This is a genomic window from Acinetobacter towneri, assembly GCF_017498585.1.
In the GTDB taxonomy this organism is placed as follows: Bacteria; Pseudomonadota; Gammaproteobacteria; order Pseudomonadales; family Moraxellaceae; genus Acinetobacter; species Acinetobacter towneri.
Window position 1 is genome coordinate 809,264 of sequence record NZ_CP071766.1, and the last position, 18,586, is coordinate 827,849.

Genomic DNA, 18,586 nt, shown 5'->3' on the forward strand with positions numbered 1-18,586 from the left:
TGAATGAGCGAGCACAGCCAAAAACACAGTTTCCAAGCCGAAGTGGCGCAGTTATTACATTTGGTGACCCATTCTCTTTATTCCAACCCTGAAATTTTCTTGCGTGAACTGATTTCTAACGCATCGGATGCCTGCGACAAATTACGTTTTGAAGGCATCAACCATCCTGAATATTATGAAAATGATCCAGATTTACGTGTGCGTATCCGCTTAGATCAAGACAAGAAAACCCTGACCATTTCAGACAATGGCATTGGTTTAAGTCAGCAGGATGCGATTGAGCATTTGGGTACCATTGCCAAATCGGGCACCAAAGATTTTATGTCGAAATTGACAGGCGATCAAAAAGCCGATGCGCAATTGATTGGTCAATTTGGTGTGGGTTTTTATTCAGGTTTTATCGTGGCGGATAAAATTACTGTGGAATCACGCCGTGCAGGATTGGCTGCAGATGAAGCCGTGCGTTGGAGCAGCACGGGTACTGGCGAGTTTGATGTCGAGCAAATTCACAAAGCAGAACGGGGTACCGATATTATTCTGCACTTGCGTGAAGATGCGCTGGATTATTTAGAAAGCTACAAAGTTAAGCAGATCATCAATAAATACTCTGATCACATCAGTTTGCCAATTCAAATGCAGAAAGAAGTATGGCAGCAAGAAGAAGCAGCTGAAGGTGAAACACCGAAAGCAGGTCAGTATGTGAAAACTGATGAGTGGGAAGCAATTAACTCGGCCAGTGCGTTGTGGACGCGCAATAAAAACGAAATTAGTGAAGAACAGTACATTGAGTTTTATAAAAACCTCAGCCACGATTTTGACGCACCATTGGCATGGGCGCATAACCGTGTTGAAGGCAGTACTGAATACACCCAGTTGTTGTATGTGCCAAGTAAAGCACCGCACAACATTTTTACTCGTGAAGCCAAAGCGGGGATTAAATTGTATGTGAAGCGCGTATTTATTATGGATGAGGCAGACAACCTGATCCCGAACTATCTACGTTTTGTACAAGGTGTGGTGGACAGCGCCGATTTGCCATTGAACGTGAGCCGTGAGTTATTGCAAGAAAGCCGTGATGTGAAAACCATCCGCGAAGGCAATACCCGTCGTGTGTTGACCATGTTGGACAATTTAGCCAAGTCTGAAGATGAAAAAGACCAAGAAAAATTTAAGCAATTCTATCAAGAATTTGGTTCAGTTTTAAAAGAAGGCTTAGGCGAAGACTTTGGCAACCGTGAACGTATCCTGAAATTATTACGCTACGCTACTTCAAGTAATGATGACATCAGTACCTCATTGGCGGACTATAAAGCGCGAATGAAAGAAGGTCAGAAAGCCATTTACTACGTTACGGCAGACAACTTGAACGCAGCAAAGCATTCTCCACAGTTGGAGTTGTTTAAGAAAAAAGGCATTGAAGTGTTGTTGATGGCAGAACGCGTAGACGAGTGGGCGATGAACTTTGTGCAGGAGTTTGATGGCACGCCAATGCAAAACGTATCTAAAGGTGCGGTTGATTTAGGCGATCTACAAGATGCTGAAGAGAAGAAAGCTTTAGACGCGGCTGCAGAACAATTTAAACCTGTGGTTGAGCAATTGTCTGCATCTTTAAGCGGTAAAACCAAAGAAGTGCGTGTGACTACACGTTTGGTTGATTCCCCTGCTTGTTTGGTAACAGGTGAAGGTGAACTGTCACCACAATTGATTCGTATGTTGAAGGATGCAGGGCAAGCTGTACCTGATATGAAGCCAATTTTGGAAATCAACCCAGAGCATCCTTTGGTGAAAAAATTACAGGACTCCAATCAATTTGATGATTTGGCGCATGTGATTTTTGATCAAGCTGTGATTGCTGAAGGTGGCTTGCCTGAAGACCCAGCGGAATATGTGAAACGTATTAATAGCTTACTGTTAAAGTAAGTCTGCTTTCGCATGAACATGATCGATGATGCGTTGTACAAATAATGCATCGTCATCTTGCAAGATCATCTTGCAAAAAAACCAAGTCCTGTTCGCAAGACTTGGTTTTTTAATTTGGCTTGATTGTAGATGTTACCTGTTTAGAAAATGGCTTCTAAACGCACTAAAGCACCGAGATAATGATTACGATCTGCGCGATCATCATTTAAATAATTGACATCGCCCTGAATAAAGAACCATTCACGTAAAAATGGTTGACGCCAAGAGACAAATGGCCCCCAACGATTTAAACGTAAGTCATCATCGTGATAATAACCGCCTGTATAAATGCCATAGTTAAAGCGGTTGCCTGCAAAGAATTGATGTTGTCTAAAGGTGTAGTTGTCCCAAACCAAATCATCATCTTGTTCATCGGCATAGGTCAGGCTAAATTGATTGGACAAGAAAGCCTGATTGGGGCGTGCGTGCGTGAACTCCAAGTTGGTTCTGAGATAATTTTCACTGTCGATGCCATAACGATAAATTTGTTCGGCATGAAAAGAGAAATCATTTTCCAAAGTCCAGTCTTTAGAGGCTTTTAAACGCAGATAAATATCATCGCCAGAACGTACCCCTAAATCGACATCTGTTTCAAAAGGTAGACGCTCGGCAAAGTTCGACCAACGTAATGCCAGAGAACTGTTGTCTTCACGGCTACGTTTGCTGTCTACAGTTTTGTCTGCATCATGCGCTGGGTTTTCGTTGGTAATGGCGACGTTATTTTGCAATTCGTTATCGAGCGAGTCATCACCAAAGACCACACTGAGTTTATTTTCAAGCGTAGGCAGTTTGATTTTCCCGCGAATACGAGGTTTGACTTCATATTCATTATGCTTATCCCAACTGCTATCGACCAAAACCCGCAAAGTGGCTGAGGCAGGCTGTTCAGGACTTGGTTCACCAAACCAGTTATCCAGTTTATGTGCTGTTTTATCTGCCCAGTTGCGAATATTTTTTTGACGTTGATCGAACCAAGTTAAATGTTCCGTTTCTGCGGTGGGAGGTACAATGGATTCATTGGATTGTTCGGGTAACACCGTCGGTGTAGCATCAATCCAACGTGGAATCGTGTAATAAAAACCGTTTTTATCTGCTGCACTTGGCGGAGCGACAGGCAATTCATAAGGTGGCAGTGGCGTATGGGCTTGATCCACTGCTTGAGTTGATTCTTGTGCAAAAGTGGTGCCTGCGACCCCACTTAAGAGACAGCTTAATATAAAAGGCGATGTGTGCTTTATTCTTGACATTATTTACTGATCTTTAAGCCATTTTTGTTAGTGTTGAAAATCTATGAGATAAAAGCAAGACTTGGCTACAAAATCATAATATAAACGGCAGTTTTTAGGCAGAAACCTCTTTTTCTTGATACATTTGAAGTGCTTGGCATAACTGCAAAGCATCAATCGGTTGCTGTAATTGGGAGATGACTTTTTGAATCATTTGCCAACTAATACCTTGTTGTCGATCTAATAAAATGTGCGGTACAGCTTGTTCAGTACGGGACAGTTGTAAGCGCTTTTGACCATGAATCACACGAATTTTTTGTCGTTCTTTCAGTAAAATCAAAGGGGTATGACTCTGTGCTTCACTTTCTTCAAACTGAATAAACTTAGTAGTTTGAATGTGCTGTATCGGAATGAAAGGAAAATAATGCTCTTGCTGCCACACGATTTGAGCATCATGACTATAGCATTGAAAAAGCTGATCGAAATCAAATAAATGTTCTTGTAATTTTTCCCAAGAAATTTCACGTATTGCTGCAATTTCATGTTCAAACTGTTGGCAAAAGTTTTGAGTCAAACGAATCGCTTGCATTTGATCTAATGCGCCAAGCAGTACCACATATTTAATAAAGCGTCCTTGCGTATTGGTTTGTTCTGCCAAATATACCGCACGCGCCAACACCTGTTGCTGATCTTCTTCGGGATCAGACAAATGCACCAACACATCGGCATATTGCGTGACTTCTGGCGCTTCAGGCAAAAAGACCCGATACAACTGTGCTGACTCATTTTGGCTAAGATTGAGCGCAGAAATGGGGCAACTATATTGGCTTAACAATAGATTATAAGCTGGGTTGACGCTTGGTTTTTGCGTGCCAGCCGTCATCTGGGCAGTATCTATTGTCGTTGCATCAGGCTGAGTTGTATTCAGTATTGCGTTGGAAATGATCGTTTGGTCTGCTGTCGGTTCAATTGTAAGTTCATCTTTAGCCACGTCCACAACTTGAGTATCAGACGAGGCAACTTCTTCTGTAGCGATGTGGTCTGTAATGAATTCAAATTGAATTGGCGAATCTACAGCTTTATTTTCTTCTGGGTCTACAGTGGCAAAGACTGGCTGAGTTTGCGCAGCTTCTAGAACTGCAGCTTGTTTCAGTTCTGCATCGGTTTGAAGGCAGTGATACTGTTGCTGCTGTTCCAACATCCAGCGATAGACCTGCTCTAAATCTTGAAATTCGCTTAGCAGAGCAGTGCGGTCTGCAGCAGGAATTAACCAAATTTGCCAACCTGCTCTCGGTTGATACAAAATCGCCCAACCTGCTTCAGGCTGTTGATAAAGTGCTGTTTCAAGTGCTTCAAGTTGTGTAAATACGCCACGAAAAGATTGTGCATATAAACTTTGTTCTGCAAAAGTTACCGCAGTTTGAATTGGATTTTGTGAGGCTTTAAATGTGAGCAACTGTTTTTGAAAAATCGGTTTATCGCACAGCATAAAAATTTCTTTAATGCGTGCTTTGGCTTTGGCTGTTTCATACAGACTGAGTCTTTTATGCGTTAAAGCATCAATCAAGTCGTGTAATTCTTTAATCAACAGTGATTTTTCTAGTGTATTCATTGATGCATACTTAAATATGTTGTTGTGCTTTTTCCAAATAATCTGCCAAGACAATATTCAGAGCCAATTCAATCAATTTATATTCTGCCGATTGTGGTTGAGGATAGTGTTTGGCTAATTCTATTAAATGGTTGACCTCAATCGCTTGAGGTGGAATTTTTCTTTGTATAAGTGCTTGAAGTTGTTGCATAGGCATCTGCTATAGCAATGAAAAAAAATCACTTTAATTATATGGATTTAATTAAAAAATACATGCTAAAAATTGTCAGCTTTTGTGCTTTTTTAGACATTATTGAAAAAAAATGCGCTTTTTATATGAAAAATAATCAAAAAAATTTAAATCGCAGTGCCAAAAAAGTATTAGCAATTGGGTAGAACACAGTTTTTAGATGTTGCATGGACGATTTAAAGCAAATTTAGCATTAGAAAAACAAACAGCAGCCTGCTTTAGACTGCTGTTTGGGGAGAGAAATGGGAGAGATTAATACAGCTAAAATTAGTGGATAAAACGCGTAACTTAAGCTGCCTTTTGCGAAGTTGGTTCATTTACAACAGCTTCAGATGCAGCCGATTCTGTATTCACTTTTTGAGTTGGAAAATCAGGTACATGCACAATTTGAGCAGATACATTTGCAGCAATTGCTAAAAGTGAAACCATCAAAACAGATTTAAACATATTCATGGGAATATCCATCCAAAGTGTTAATGTCTAGGCAGAAGAATAGACATCGTAGGGAGATCAAACGAAATAAAAAATTCACATGAATCATAACAAAGTTTAAAATTTACAAAATGATCATTTCGGCAATTATTTTAAAAATAGCAATATAAAACAATATATTAGAGTTTTAGCTCTAGTTTTTTGTGTAGGCTTAAATGGTTGAGATGTCTGCAAAATTTGTATTTGGATAAGTCTGAAATGAGGGTGAATGGTGACAATTTTTGACAGTGTGAAATCATGTAATGTTTTGGCTGTGATTGGTTAAACAGTCTAAAAATGCGGTTTTTTTAATCTATGATGGAATTCCAATAACGATAAAGGACAGTGAGAAAATCATGGCAATTGCAAAAGTAGTTGAAGTTAATTCAAGCAGTACAAAAAGTTTTGAAGACGCGATTCAGACTGGAATCGCTAAAGTGACAGAAACAATTAAAAATGTCCAAGGGGCGTGGATTAACGAACAAAAAGTGGTGGTTAAAGACAATCAAATCACGGAGTATCGGGTCAATTTAAAAATCAGCTTCTTGGTTGAATAACACCTCGCTTCATTAACGAAGCATAGTAAGATGACAACTAACCGAAGCATGGTTGCGGGGCAAAGCTGGAACTTTGACCCATTTTAAAAGCACAAAAAATCCCGTAATGGGATTTTTTTGTGCGTCTAATTAGCCGGAAGAACACTATTCAGCCTTGTCTGTATTTCAATCTTAAGCTTTGGGTTCAGACACATCGCATTGTTCTGCATCGCAGCTTGCTGCATCTTCAAGCTCTAGCTCGCTTGCTGTTTCAAGGGCTTTTTGCAGAACTTGCACAAAGACTTCACGTGGCTGTGCACCTGCTAAAGCAATACGCTGATCAAATACGAAGAACGGTACGCCAGTGACGTTTAATTGTTCACGTGCAACTTCTTGGTCAAATTTTACAAAGTCGGCATATTCGTCAGAATCTAGAACATCATCCACTTCTACAGGATTCAGCCCAATACGTGATGCAACATCTTCCAGTGTTTCACGCTCGCCAATTGCCAAACCTTGAGTCATATAGCTATAGAAAAAAGCCTCTTTGGCTTCGCTGCCCAAGCCTTTACTTTGCGCCAAATGCACCAAACGATGGGCATTAAAGGTATTGCCTGAATTGGCATTTTCCCATTGAAAGTCAATGCCTTCAGCTTTTGCCATTTCGGCAATATTACGCTGCATGTCTTCTACTTCGGCAAGGCTGCGCCCATATTTTTGTGCCAAACGCTCTGAATTGGACACTTCCTGACGCGGTGGCGCATCTGGATCAAGTTCAAAGCTGTGCCAATGCACTTCTAATTCTACACCTGCTTCTTCAGCAGCAGCCTCTAAACGTTTTTTGCCGATATAGCAAAACGGGCAAACAATATCTGACCAAATATCAACGCGCATGAACAATCTCAAATTCTGTTTTTTACTAAGATGGGGATGTTACATAAAATTTAAAGCATAAAGCGATGCTAAACTTATTTTTGAGCATCTGATCAAATAGCGTCATGGATACAGAATCATATAAAGGCATAAATGAATTGATTTATTTCACTATATTCTAATGGCTGCATTAGAAAATAAGCATAAAATGCTATACAAATGTGACAGGCTTCACGCTAAGATATTGCAAATACTAAAAAATAAGAGGGCACGCATGCGACGTATAGTGCTAATTATAGGATGTGCAACGCTGCTGATTTTTGGCGGGATGTTTTATCAATATCAACAGCAGCAAAAACAAGTCACTCAATTGCATGCTTATCAAAATGTGATTTATGAAAAAGCCGAACAAATTTTTGTACAGGCACAGGATTGGTCTAAGCCGATTCAAATTGACTTAAAAGATAATCGTTTAGATGGCGACTATCAAATTATGGCGAGTTTTGTCTTGAGTCACATGGTGCAAAGTGCCGAAGCGCGCAATAGCTATTTACGTGAATTAAAAGCCTTGAATTGGGATCAGTTTTTAGATCCTCAACGACTTGCTGCAGATAAAAAACAAGACTATGCCGATACCGAAGCCATGTTGGTGCAAGTACGTGCCATGGTAGAGCTGTATCAGGAACATTTAGAACAGCATGAAGCGATGGCTTTGGAGCAGATTGAGAATCTTGAAATCAATCATAATTTGCGCCGTCATTTAGCAGAATCTTTGCTAGAAAGCCGCCATAATGACCAAGGACACGCATTATTTGAATTGGAAAAGAAAAATTTGGGTAAGGCGTATGTGTTGTTTGCAATTTTAAAAAACAATAAATGGGAGCTCAAAAACAATACCTTCATGTTCTATGAAGATGCAGCCTTGAAAGAATTTAATGCGGTATATCAAGAGATGGTGCAGCTCAATACGCAAATGCAAGAGATCACTCAGCAGCATCAGCGGGCACTGGAAAGCAAGTTGTAAGGTCTGGCAAATCCTTACATCAAATTGTCAAAAGAATGTCATCTGCCGTTCAAATCTCTTGCCTAAACTGTGCCTGTTGATTTAATTGCTCAGCTAGGCAGGTCCAATATGAACAGCATTCAAGTCTTTGATGATATTCAACAACTGTATTTGCAATTCTTAGAAAATAAAAACTACCCGAAACTCGAAAATTTAAATAATTGGGGCAAGAACCGTTACTTCTTTAATCAGCACTTTCGTTTGGTTGAAGATTGGCATCAGACTGAACAAATTGTGATTGAATTTAATCAACAATATTATTGCTTGGATACAGGCAGCGCCCCAGACTTTATGGATAAAGAACGCTATATGACATGGTTGATGGGGGAGTTGTTGGTTTAAGCCGTGCAGGTAAATCACAACTGATCAGCCATCTAGTCTTCAAGATAACAATGCAAAAGAATAAAATTTAAAAATTAGAACAGCTCAAAACAACAAAATAAAAAATCCCCGCATGATGCGAGGATTTTTTTATTACGAAGACTTTTTACACACGCTCAATAATTGTCGCGATACCTTGACCAAGACCGATACACATGGTCGCAAGACCAATTTGCGTGTCTTGTTGTTCCATCACGTTCAATAACGTGGTGGTGATACGCGCACCTGAACAACCCAATGGGTGACCGAGTGCAATTGCACCACCGTTCAAGTTCACACGATCTTGCTGATCATAAATGCCTAAGCCTTTTAGAACAGATAGACCTTGTGCAGCAAACGCTTCGTTTAATTCAAAGGTTTGAATGTCTGCAATTGACAAGCCCGCACGTTTAAGTGCTTTTTGCGTTGCAGGTACTGGGCCATAACCCATGATTGCTGCATCACAGCCTGCAACGGCCATAGAGCGAATCACCGCACGTGGTTTCAAACCTAATGCTTGTGCACGTTCAGCAGACATAAGCAACATAGCAGAAGCACCATCAGACAATGCTGAAGATGTCGCCGCAGTGACTGTACCGCCTTTCGGATCAAATACAGGACGTAAAGCTTGGAATGCTTCAAGGTTAGCATCTGGACGAATCACTTCGTCGATGTCGCATAGTTGTTTAAAGCCGTTTGCATCATGACCTTCAATGCCAATGATTTCGTTTTTAAAACGGCCTTCTTGCGTTGCAGCCCATGCACGACGGTGTGATTCCACACCAAAGGCATCTTGCTCTTCACGAGAAATACCGTTCATGCGACCCAACATTTCAGCAGTTAAGCCCATCATGTTTGAGGCTTTGGCATAGTGCTTCGATGCAGCAGGGTTGATGTCGATACCGTGCATCATGCCCACGTGGCCCATGTGCTCTACACCACCAATGATGAAAATATCACCCTGATTGGTTGCAATTTGTGCCGCAGCGGTGTGGATCGCTTGCATTGAAGAACCACACAGACGGTTCACAGTTTGACCCGCTACTGTTTTTGGAAGATCAGCCAATAAAGCAATATTACGACCAATGTTCATACCTTGTTCTAGGGTTTGGTTAACACAGCCCCAGATCACATCTTCAACTTCGTTGACATCAAACTGGTTACGAGCAACTAAAGCACGAACCAATTCAGCCGATAGACTGTCAGCACGTACATTGCGGAACATACCGTTTTTGGTTTTACCCATTGCAGAACGTACGCCATCAACGATGACAACGTCACGTGGATTTAAAGTAGCCATTCACGTTGCTCCTTAACCGTAGAATTTTTTGTTGTTAGCAGCCATGTCACGCAACATTTGTGGCGCTTCATAAGCTTTTCCTAAGTGTGCATATTTGTCGCAAAGCGCAACGTATTCAGCAACACCTGTTTGGTCGATATAACGGCATGGGCCACCACGGAATGGAGGGAAACCTACACCCATAATCATCGCCATATCTGCTTCAGATGGTGTCGCCACGATGTTGTCTTCTAAGCAACGTACTGTTTCATTACAGAAAGCCAACATCATACGGTCAATGATTTCTTGTGCATCAAATTCGCGCTTTTCAGATGTTGCGACAGATGCTACAAGCTCATACGCAGTTGGGTCGACCACTTTGGCTTTTTTGCCTTTACGATCCAATTCATATTTGTAGAAACCTACGTCATTCTTTTGACCAAGACGTTTGTTTTCGTACATGACTTGGATTGAGCCTTTATAGTCTGGCTTCATGCGGTCTGGGAAACCTTCTGCCATGACTTCTGCACCGTGAACGCCCGTGTCGATACCAACAACATCCATCAGGTAAGCAGGACCCATTGGCCAGCCGAATTTTTCCATGACTTTGTCAACTTGCTGGAAGTCTGCGCCATCTTTAAGTAACAAGTCGAATGCACCAAAGTAAGGGAACAATACGCGGTTCACCAAGAAGCCTGGGCAGTCATTCACTACGATTGGTGTTTTACCCATTTTCTGAGCAAGCACCACAGTGGTTGCAATCGCTTCAGGTGAAGTTTTTTCACCACGAATCACTTCTACCAATGGCATCATGTGCACTGGGTTAAAGAAGTGCATGCCGACAAAGTTTTCTGGACGTTGTAGGTTTTCTGCCAAACGTGTAATCGAAATGGTTGATGTGTTTGACGCGATAATGGTGTTTTCACGTACTGATTTTTCAGTTTCAGCCAACACAATGCCTTTGACTTTCGGATTTTCAGTCACGGCTTCAATCACGATATCTACTTCTTTAAACTCGTCATAGCTTAAAGTTGGGCGGATACGTGCCAAAGTTTCACCCATTTTGGCAGGTGTCATTTTTTTACGTTCAACTTGCTTGGTCAGCAATTTGTTTGCTTCAGACATCCCCAATGCCAATTGTGGATTGCCAATGTCTTTCATGATAATTGGTGTGCCTTTGCTTGCCGCTTGGTAAGCAATACCACCACCCATGATACCCGCGCCGAGTACAGCCGCTTGGTTAACAGGATGCGCACCTTTTTCATATTTTTTCGAGGTCTTCTTCACCACTTGGTCGTTGATGAACAAACCAATCAATGCACCTGCTTGTGGCGTTACCGCAGCTTTAGCAAAGCCTTCCGCTTCCGCTTTGAGTGCGTCATTACGTGGCAAGCTTGCACCTGCTTGTAAAGAATCAAGCATGAGTTTTGGTGCAGGGTATTGTGCAGGATTCGCTTTGGCTAATACCGCACCTTTTGCAGTGTTGAACGCCATCATTTGTTCAAGTGGGTTCAATTTCACTGGGTCTAATTTTTCTTGGCGTTTTGCTTTCCAGTCCAAACGACCTGCAATGGCTTGTTTAACCAAATCAAGCGCAGCCGCTTGTAATTGATCTGCAGCAACTACAGCATCTACAGCACCGTCTTTAAGTGCAGCATCAGGACGTTTAGGGTTAGCCATTGCCATCCATTCAACCGCATTGTCGATACCAATAACGCGGCTTAAACGAACCGTACCACCAAAGCCCGGGAAAATACCGAGTTTGATTTCTGGTAAGCCTACCTGTGCTTGGTCTGACATGACACGGTAGTCACATACCAAACACATTTCAAAGCCACCGCCCAATGCCATACCATTGATTGCAGCAACTTTAGGAATTTCTAAATCTTCAAAAGCATTGAAGATGTCGTGAACAGGCAATGCCCAATCCACAATAGCTTGTTCGCCTTGAGCGAAGTTTGCGCCAAATTCGGTGATGTCTGCACCCACGATAAAGGTTGATTTTGCAGAAGTGACGATTAAACCTTTCACTTCATTGTTTGCTTTAACAGCCTCAATCGCAGCTTTAAAGTCTTCAATCGTTGCACGGTTAAATTTGTTGACCGACTCACCTTGTAAGTCAAAGCGGAATTCTGCAATTCCGTCCGAAAGCATTTGGACGGTAATGGCATTGCCAGCGTGGATCATGCCTGATCTCCTTTATTTTGGAGGACTTCTAAGTTGATGTTATGAAGCGTGTGCGATAGTCCTGCACACATATATGCCTCGCTAATCTTACGATAACTATATCGAAAAAAAATATAGCAAGTTGTATCAAGCCGTGACGCAAGGGTCATGATTTTTCTCATAGCTCGGAATTGCTTTTTGACCCGATTTTAAAATCCTATGTTTAAAGAAAGATGAAAGTGATTGTTTTCTCTTTTATTTTTAATCAGGTTGTATTGCATTTTCGATTTAGAAAAGCTTGATAAATAGATGTTATCAGTAGGTTGTTTGGGACAGAAAAGTCAATCCCTTGTTTTGATGATAAGTTTTAAAGCATGAAGTCGATAGGTTTGGACAGCGACTTGCAATGCTGTGTTCTATTTTCTGCTATGACTTTATGCGCTGAAATTGAGTAGAATATGCGACATTTTGAATTTTAGCTGTTTTCAGCAATTTGGGTTGTTCTATGTTGAAGTGGATTATTCTGGCGATTTTTATCGCTTCAGCGCTGTATATTCAACAGCGCGGCAAGGTGCGTCATAGTTTTTATCGTCAGTTTTTTGACCATTCTACCATCCTCGCACCGATCAACTATTTAATGTATTTGTTTTCTAAAGTACCAAATCAACCGTATATCGACACCCAGCACTTTCAAGATTTAAAGGTTTTGGATGACAATTGGGAAATGATTCGTGATGAAGCCAAAGCTTTGTATGAACAGGGTGGTATTAAAGCTTCAAGTAGCTACGATGATTTGGGATTTAACTCATTCTTTAAAACAGGCTGGAAGCGTTTTTATTTAAAATGGTATGACTCCGCGCATCCATCTGCCGCAGAATTATGTCCAAAAACCACAGCATTATTAAAAACTTTGCCTAGCATTAAGGCGGCGATGTTTACTGAACTAGCGCCCGACAGTCGTTTAGTGCGTCATCGCGACCCGTATGCAGGTTCATTGCGTTACCACTTGGGATTGATGACACCAAATGATGACCGTTGTTTTATTGATGTCGATGGTGAGCGGTATTCATGGCGTGATGGTGAAAGTGTGGTGTTTGATGAAACCTATATTCACTATGCTGAAAATGGCACTTCTCAAAACCGTATTATTTTCTTTGCCGATGTCGAGCGTCCGTTAAAATCTCGCTGGATGCAAAAGTTTAATCACTGGTTTGGCAAAAATGTGATGACCGCAGCAAGCTCTCCGAATGAAGCAGGCGATCAGACGGGTGGCTTAAATAAAGTCTTTGGCTATGTCTATCAAGTGCGTTTAAAAGCCAAGGCTTTAAAAGCTAAAAATAGTCGTGTGTACTATTTCTTAAAATGGTTTTTAATGCTCGGGATTTTCTTCTTAATTTTTATTCGCCCTTATGTGTTTTAAAGTATCGCAACGCCTTTCGGGGCGTTTTTTTATGACATTTTTGAGCAATTTCAGCAACGCACTTTAATTCCCGCCTATTTTTATGTATAGAATGAAGCAAATAGGGGAATTTTTATGCAAACGTTTCGTTCTAAAAAAGATTGGTGGGTTTTGGCTTTTGTGATTTGTATGTCTGGTCTATTGATTCAGTTATTGCTGACCATGTACGCCAAAGGCACGATGCCAGCATTTCCTGTGCACACAGGGGTGTATTTCATTACCATTTTTGTGTTGTGGTGGCCTGTGTTCAATACGCGCTATCAGGTCGATGCAGAACGCTTGCAGATCCGTTGCATGTTTTTAAAATGGGATATTCCGCGCGACAGTATTCAAAAAATATCTAAAACCAATAATTCTGTAGCGTCACCTGCTTTGTCGCTGAAGCGTTTAAAAATTGATTATCTTCAAGCGGGGCAGCCAAAATTTGTATTGGTTTCACCTAAAGATCAGACCAAATTTAGTCAAGCCTTGGGAATGGAAATTACCGACTAATCCCTAGGCTTTTTAAGCAAAAATAAGCATCAAAACTTTGAGGATGAGCAGAGCGGCATTCTCAAGATTCACGCAGCATAAGTCGCGGGCTTATTCTATTTTGAGGTGCAATTGATTTGCACTGCAATCTACACATATTTCCGATTTTTCAGGATACTTTAAAAAATATAAAGCTAAAATGGGTTCAAGTTCAGTACGAATTTTACGCCCCAAATGCCGCGCGCCGTAACGAATATCATGCCCCTGATAAAAATAGGCTTTAGCTGCTGCAGTGAGTTCGACTTGGCGCTGTTGATGCTGCAGGCGATGGTTTAACTTTTCCAATTCAATTTCAACCAATTGCGGCAGGGCATCAGCAGATACCGCTTGATAATGCAAACTACGGTCAATCCGATTTAAAAATTCAGGGTCAAATTTACGCTGCATGACTTTTTCAATGATCCGTTGTGTGGGCATGCGTTTTAAGCACAGTTGTTGTACTTTTTGCGGCAACAGATTCAATTTATCTAAGTATTGTTGTGCGGCTTGAGCACCCACATTGCTGGTCATAAAAATCATGCAATTGCGAAAGTCGATGGTTTTGGTGCCTGCAGTCAGGGTCAGTTTGCCTGTATCTAGCACATTCATTAAGCCACGTATCACTTCGCTTGAGGCTTTTTCCAGTTCATCAAACAGCATAATGCCTGGGCGGGTGTGCGAACCTGCAATCGCAGTTTCATCAAATAAACTATGGCCTTCTTTAGAGCCGACATAGCCAGGAGGCGCGCCTGTGAGTGCAGCCGCATAGTGTTCCTGCGCCAAGGTATTCATATCAATGCGGCAGAAGGCATCGGGGCGACCATAAATGGCTTCGGCAATCAGGCGCACCGTTTCGGTCTTGCCAACACCTGTCGGGCCAAGCATTAAAGTCACTGAAAGTGGTCGCTCTGTGCTGGAGAAATCGGCCTTGACCACATACAGCATTTTTTCGATTTCATTCAGCGCTGCATCTTGTCCAATAATCCGTTGACGTAACAATTGCATGACTTGTGTAGGTTCAAAATGAAAGCGCGGCTTGCCAATCAAACGGTCTTTGGCGGATACATACTGATGTGTACTGATCGGCTGGGACGTTGCGGATTGAATGGTCGGTATGCCGTGTGGTGCGGTCGTCATCCTGCACTTTCCTTCTGCTGACAAGATGCCTGAGCATAGCAAATCTTGTGTTGCCGACTGATCGTTTTTAGCACTGAGCTGATCGTTTTAGTGGATAGATCATGCGCTATGCCACAGGATAAAGCTTGAAAAAATCAGATAAAGCAGCACATCATGTAAAGAATGTAGCAAGAATAGGATGACTCGTGAACCCAAACGCAGGTGAGCATATCGAGAAAATTTTGGCAAATATGACCCAATTGCCAGGGGTTTACCGTATGTTGGGTAAAGACGGGGAGTTGTTATATGTCGGCAAAGCCAAAAATTTAAAAAACCGAGTGTCGAGTTATTTTGTCAAAACCATCGAGCATCCTAAAACGCAGGCTTTAGTGGCGCGTATTTATGATATTGAAACTTTGGTGGTGCGTTCCGAAACTGAAGCGTTATTGCTTGAACAAAATCTGATTAAGCTGCATCGTCCACCGTACAATATTATGCTGCGCGATGATAAGTCCTATGTTTATATTTTTGTGTCGGCAGATCAGCCTTATCCGCGTATTGCCAGTGGACGCGGCAAAGGCAAGCATCAGATAGGCAAGTTTTTTGGGCCTTATCCGAGTGCGTACAATGCCCGCGATACTTTGGTGGTGTTACAAAAACTGTTTAATGTGCGGCAGTGTGAAAACAGTTATTTTGCTCAACGGCAGCGTCCGTGTTTGCAATATCAGATCAAACGCTGTTCGGCACCGTGTGTAGGATTGATTTCGCCCGAAGAATATAAAGAAGATGTTCATAATTCGATTCGATTTTTACAGGGCGATAGTAAAGAACTGAATCAGCAATTGATTGCCAAAATGGAAGCTGCAGCCGAAGCGTTGGAATTTGAAAAAGCAGTCTTTTACCGTGACCGTATGGCTTTGTTGCGTGATGTGCAGGCACAGCAAGCCATTTATAAACTCAAAGGCGAAGCCGATATTATCGCAATTGCTTATCAGGCAGGTGTGACCTGTGTGCAAATTATGCATGTGCGCAATGGCAAAATGCTGGGCGGTAAAAGCTATTTTCCTGATATGTTGGGCGATGATTTGGGGCAAATGTTGGCCGATTTTATTGCCAACTTTTACTTTCAGGTGGCCGATGAAATTCCAGCGGAATTGATTGTTAATGTGGAAGTGGCAGATTGCAAAGAGTTGGAACAAGCCTTACAGCAACACTTCGATAAAAAAATTCAAATTAAACATAAAGTGCGTGAAACCCGTGCCGAGTGGCAAGAATTGGCACAAATGAATGTGCAGCATGCCATTAAAGGTAAACTCGCCAATCACTTTGAATTAAATGAGCGTTTTCATCAGTTAGAGCAAGTGGTTGGACGCCCGATTGATCGGATTGAATGTTTTGATATTTCGCACACTATGGGCGAAGACACTGTGGCATCTTGCGTGGTATTTGACAGTGGTGGTATTCGCAAACGTGATTATCGACAATTTTCAATTCAGGATATTCAGGCTGGAGATGACTATGCTGCCATGCGCCAAGCTTTAACGCGCCGTTATAAAAAAGCCATGCTGCCCGATTTATTGCTGATTGATGGCGGTAAAGGGCAGTTGAATATGGCGATGGAGGTCATGCAGGAGTTAGGATTGGATGCCTTTATGATTGGGGTGTCCAAAGGCGAAGGACGCAAACCTGGTCTAGAAACGCTACATTTTACCGATGGCAGCAAAATTCAGCTGCCTGAAGATCATAAGGCGCTGCATTTGATTCAGCAGGTACGTGATGAAGCACACCGATTTGCAATTACCAAGCACCGTGCCAAGCGCGATAAAAAACGTGGCTCATCAATACTTGAAGTGATTCCGGGCTTAGGGCCAAAACGTCGTCGTGATTTACTCACCCATTTTGGTGGCATACAAGGTGTCCTGAAAGCTTCTGAAAAAGAGTTGACTTTAGTACCCGGACTGGGTGAAGTAATGGCGCGTACGATTTATAAAGTGCTGCATGAATGACTAAATTTCCTGCCTCATGCCTTATATTAGCTAAAAATCTTGCGAGATATATCTCTCACGTCGCAAACATAGACGAATTGTCAACAGACCCTATTTACTGCATAAAAAGCAGTATTTTCTACAAAGGTAAATAGCAAAAAAGTGCATTGACTCTGTCGTCATTGAACATTCACATCAGATCGAAACCCTGTAATATCAACCACAACATTGTTTAAGGAATAGCTATGTCGTTGCTACAGACCTATCAAGCCATTGCCGAGCAAGAATGGATAGACATCCCGCTTGGGTGGTTACAGGGGCGCACTATTTATGGTGGATTGGTGGCAGGTTTGATGATGCAAAAAGCCCAGCTTTGTATTGCCGATCCGAAAAAGCGCTTGCTAAGCAGCAGTGTCACGTTTGTCGGACCTGTGCAACAAGGTCGGGCACGGCTCACGGCGGAAATTCTGCGTGAAGGCAAATCTGTGACCAGTGTCGAAGTTCGTTTATGGCAGGATGATGCAGTACAAAGCATTTTAATTGCCAGTTTTGGTGCGGCACGTGAATCCAGCATTGTGGTGCAACAAGAACGTACTGCGCCCAATTTTCCACCTGCAACGGAATTGCCTGTTACACAGCATCATCCTTTAGCACCTGAATGTTTTCAGCAGATGGATTTGGTTTGGTCTGAAGGACAATATCCGTTTACTGCTAGTCATAAACCTGATTTTGCAGGCTGGATGCGTTTTAACCCAAAACAGCATACGAATCGTGCCATGACCATTGCCGATTTGATGGTGGCTTTTGATATGTGGCCGCCTGGAGTACTGCCGATGTTTGAGCAGCTCGCTCCTGCCAGTTCACTGACTTGGCATGTGACCTATGTCAATCCTTTGCAAAATCAGCTGCAAGATTGGATGAAATATAAAGTTTTTACCGATCATGCTAGCGGTGGTTATGCCACAGAATATGCGCACTTATGGGATGATCAGGATCGGCTAATAGCGATTGCCCGACAGACCATCACCGTGTTTGCCTAGTGACACCTACTAGCATTTCGTATAAAGTGAAGCCTATTCACGATGACAAATCCTCAAAAAACTTGTGAATATGCAGCGTAAAGAGGGGAAACATTGGCGGTGTCTATGACAACAGGTCGTATCCTGAACATTCCAAATATATTAACTTTGGCTCGAATCGCCTTGATTCCTGTTTTTTTGTTGGTGGCGTATTGGCCGCCTGCAATGGGCGTAAATGGTTATGATGGTGGCATGACGCGTCATATTATTTTGACGTCTATTTTTGTGATTGCTGCTGTGACCGACTGGTTTGATGGCTATTTGGCACGTACTTTGAATCAGACCTCTGCATTTGGGCGCTTTTTAGACCCTGTGGCCGATAAACTTATGGTCGCTGCGGCATTGATTGTTTTAGTGCAATGGCAACCGACTATTTCTATGGCTTTTGCCGCGATTGTAATTATTTCCCGTGAAATTACCGTATCTGCCTTACGAGAGTGGATGGCTGAACTCGGCGCACGTACCAGTGTGGCGGTGTCTACAGTGGGGAAATATAAAACAGCATTCCAAATGATTGCGATTTCAGTGTTCTTATTGAACTGGCAACCATTGGAAATGGTGGCTTATTTGTTGCTCTATACTGCTGTAATTCTAACGCTTTGGTCGATGTTTATTTATTTAAAAGCGGCATGGCCATATTTGAAACAACCTTAAATATCGTGA

Annotated in this window: 17 protein-coding genes; 9 read left to right on the forward strand and 8 right to left on the reverse strand. The window is 42.1% G+C overall.

Features of this window, described 5'->3' with window-relative positions; translation table 11 throughout:
* The first annotated feature begins 3 nt into the window (after positions 1–3).
* Positions 4–1,920: a molecular chaperone HtpG gene (htpG, locus tag J4G44_RS03835; RefSeq protein ID WP_207973869.1), complete on the forward strand. Its 1,917-nt coding sequence runs from the start codon at positions 4–6 to the stop codon at positions 1,918–1,920.
* A 140-nt stretch (positions 1,921–2,060) separates the two neighbouring features.
* Here the strand turns inward: htpG and J4G44_RS03840 are convergent, their stop codons facing one another.
* From J4G44_RS03840 to J4G44_RS03855, 4 genes are all read right to left on the reverse strand, one after another.
* On the reverse strand, positions 2,061–3,206 hold the full coding sequence (locus tag J4G44_RS03840) for a hypothetical protein (protein ID WP_207973870.1): 1,146 nt from the start codon (positions 3,204–3,206) through the stop codon (positions 2,061–2,063).
* A gap of 94 nt (positions 3,207–3,300) precedes the next feature.
* Positions 3,301–4,797, reverse strand: coding sequence for a hypothetical protein (locus tag J4G44_RS03845; protein WP_207973871.1), 1,497 nt, complete (start codon positions 4,795–4,797; stop codon positions 3,301–3,303).
* Positions 4,798–4,807: 10 nt separating this feature from the next.
* The gene (locus tag J4G44_RS03850; protein ID WP_104852940.1) at positions 4,808–4,987 is read right to left on the reverse strand and encodes a hypothetical protein; all 180 of its coding nucleotides are present in this window, start codon (positions 4,985–4,987) and stop codon (positions 4,808–4,810) included.
* A gap of 327 nt (positions 4,988–5,314) precedes the next feature.
* Positions 5,315–5,479, reverse strand: coding sequence for a hypothetical protein (locus tag J4G44_RS03855; RefSeq protein WP_019836107.1), 165 nt, complete (start codon positions 5,477–5,479; stop codon positions 5,315–5,317).
* A 374-nt stretch (positions 5,480–5,853) separates the two neighbouring features.
* Between J4G44_RS03855 and J4G44_RS03860 the strand changes: the two genes are divergently transcribed.
* Positions 5,854–6,054 (forward strand): dodecin family protein, encoded by a 201-nt coding sequence (locus tag J4G44_RS03860; protein WP_004975809.1) that lies wholly within the window; start codon positions 5,854–5,856, stop codon positions 6,052–6,054.
* 171 nt (positions 6,055–6,225) lie between these two features.
* Here the strand turns inward: J4G44_RS03860 and J4G44_RS03865 are convergent, their stop codons facing one another.
* Entirely contained in the window at positions 6,226–6,927 is a 702-nt protein-coding gene (locus tag J4G44_RS03865; RefSeq protein WP_004975810.1) for a DsbA family oxidoreductase, read from the reverse strand.
* 253 nt (positions 6,928–7,180) lie between these two features.
* Here J4G44_RS03865 and J4G44_RS03870 point away from each other — a divergent pair, with 253 nt between their 5' ends.
* Entirely contained in the window at positions 7,181–7,930 is a 750-nt protein-coding gene (locus tag J4G44_RS03870; protein WP_104852942.1) for a hypothetical protein, read from the forward strand.
* A 108-nt stretch (positions 7,931–8,038) separates the two neighbouring features.
* Entirely contained in the window at positions 8,039–8,311 is a 273-nt protein-coding gene (locus tag J4G44_RS03875; protein ID WP_004975814.1) for a hypothetical protein, read from the forward strand.
* A 145-nt stretch (positions 8,312–8,456) separates the two neighbouring features.
* On the opposite strand, the gene fadA is transcribed toward J4G44_RS03875, so the two are convergent.
* On the reverse strand, positions 8,457–9,629 hold the full coding sequence (gene fadA, locus J4G44_RS03880; protein ID WP_004975824.1) for an acetyl-CoA C-acyltransferase FadA: 1,173 nt from the start codon (positions 9,627–9,629) through the stop codon (positions 8,457–8,459).
* A gap of 12 nt (positions 9,630–9,641) precedes the next feature.
* Complete coding sequence (gene fadB, locus J4G44_RS03885; protein ID WP_179993495.1) at positions 9,642–11,795, reverse strand: fatty acid oxidation complex subunit alpha FadB; 2,154 nt, start codon at positions 11,793–11,795, stop codon at positions 9,642–9,644.
* Between the two features lie 484 nt (positions 11,796–12,279).
* On the opposite strand from fadB, the gene lpxO reads away from it, so the two are divergent.
* A complete protein-coding gene (gene lpxO, locus J4G44_RS03890; RefSeq protein WP_207973872.1) occupies positions 12,280–13,194 on the forward strand; it encodes a lipid A hydroxylase LpxO in 915 nt (304 codons plus the stop codon).
* 114 nt (positions 13,195–13,308) lie between these two features.
* Positions 13,309–13,725 (forward strand): PH domain-containing protein, encoded by a 417-nt coding sequence (locus J4G44_RS03895; RefSeq protein ID WP_004975829.1) that lies wholly within the window; start codon positions 13,309–13,311, stop codon positions 13,723–13,725.
* Positions 13,726–13,815: 90 nt separating this feature from the next.
* Here J4G44_RS03895 and J4G44_RS03900 read toward each other — a convergent pair whose 3' ends face one another.
* Positions 13,816–14,880 (reverse strand): AAA family ATPase, encoded by a 1,065-nt coding sequence (locus J4G44_RS03900; protein ID WP_179988504.1) that lies wholly within the window; start codon positions 14,878–14,880, stop codon positions 13,816–13,818.
* A 185-nt stretch (positions 14,881–15,065) separates the two neighbouring features.
* On the opposite strand from J4G44_RS03900, the gene uvrC reads away from it, so the two are divergent.
* The 3 genes from uvrC (at position 15,066) to pgsA (ending at position 18,577) form a co-directional block, all read left to right on the forward strand.
* Positions 15,066–16,865 (forward strand): excinuclease ABC subunit UvrC, encoded by a 1,800-nt coding sequence (uvrC, locus tag J4G44_RS03905; protein WP_207973873.1) that lies wholly within the window; start codon positions 15,066–15,068, stop codon positions 16,863–16,865.
* Between the two features lie 224 nt (positions 16,866–17,089).
* Positions 17,090–17,884, forward strand: a complete 795-nt coding sequence (locus J4G44_RS03910) for a thioesterase family protein (RefSeq protein ID WP_096901351.1) — start codon at positions 17,090–17,092, stop codon at positions 17,882–17,884.
* A gap of 105 nt (positions 17,885–17,989) precedes the next feature.
* The gene (pgsA, locus tag J4G44_RS03915) at positions 17,990–18,577 is read left to right on the forward strand and encodes a CDP-diacylglycerol--glycerol-3-phosphate 3-phosphatidyltransferase (RefSeq protein ID WP_004975835.1); all 588 of its coding nucleotides are present in this window, start codon (positions 17,990–17,992) and stop codon (positions 18,575–18,577) included.
* Positions 18,578–18,586: the final 9 nt, after the last annotated feature.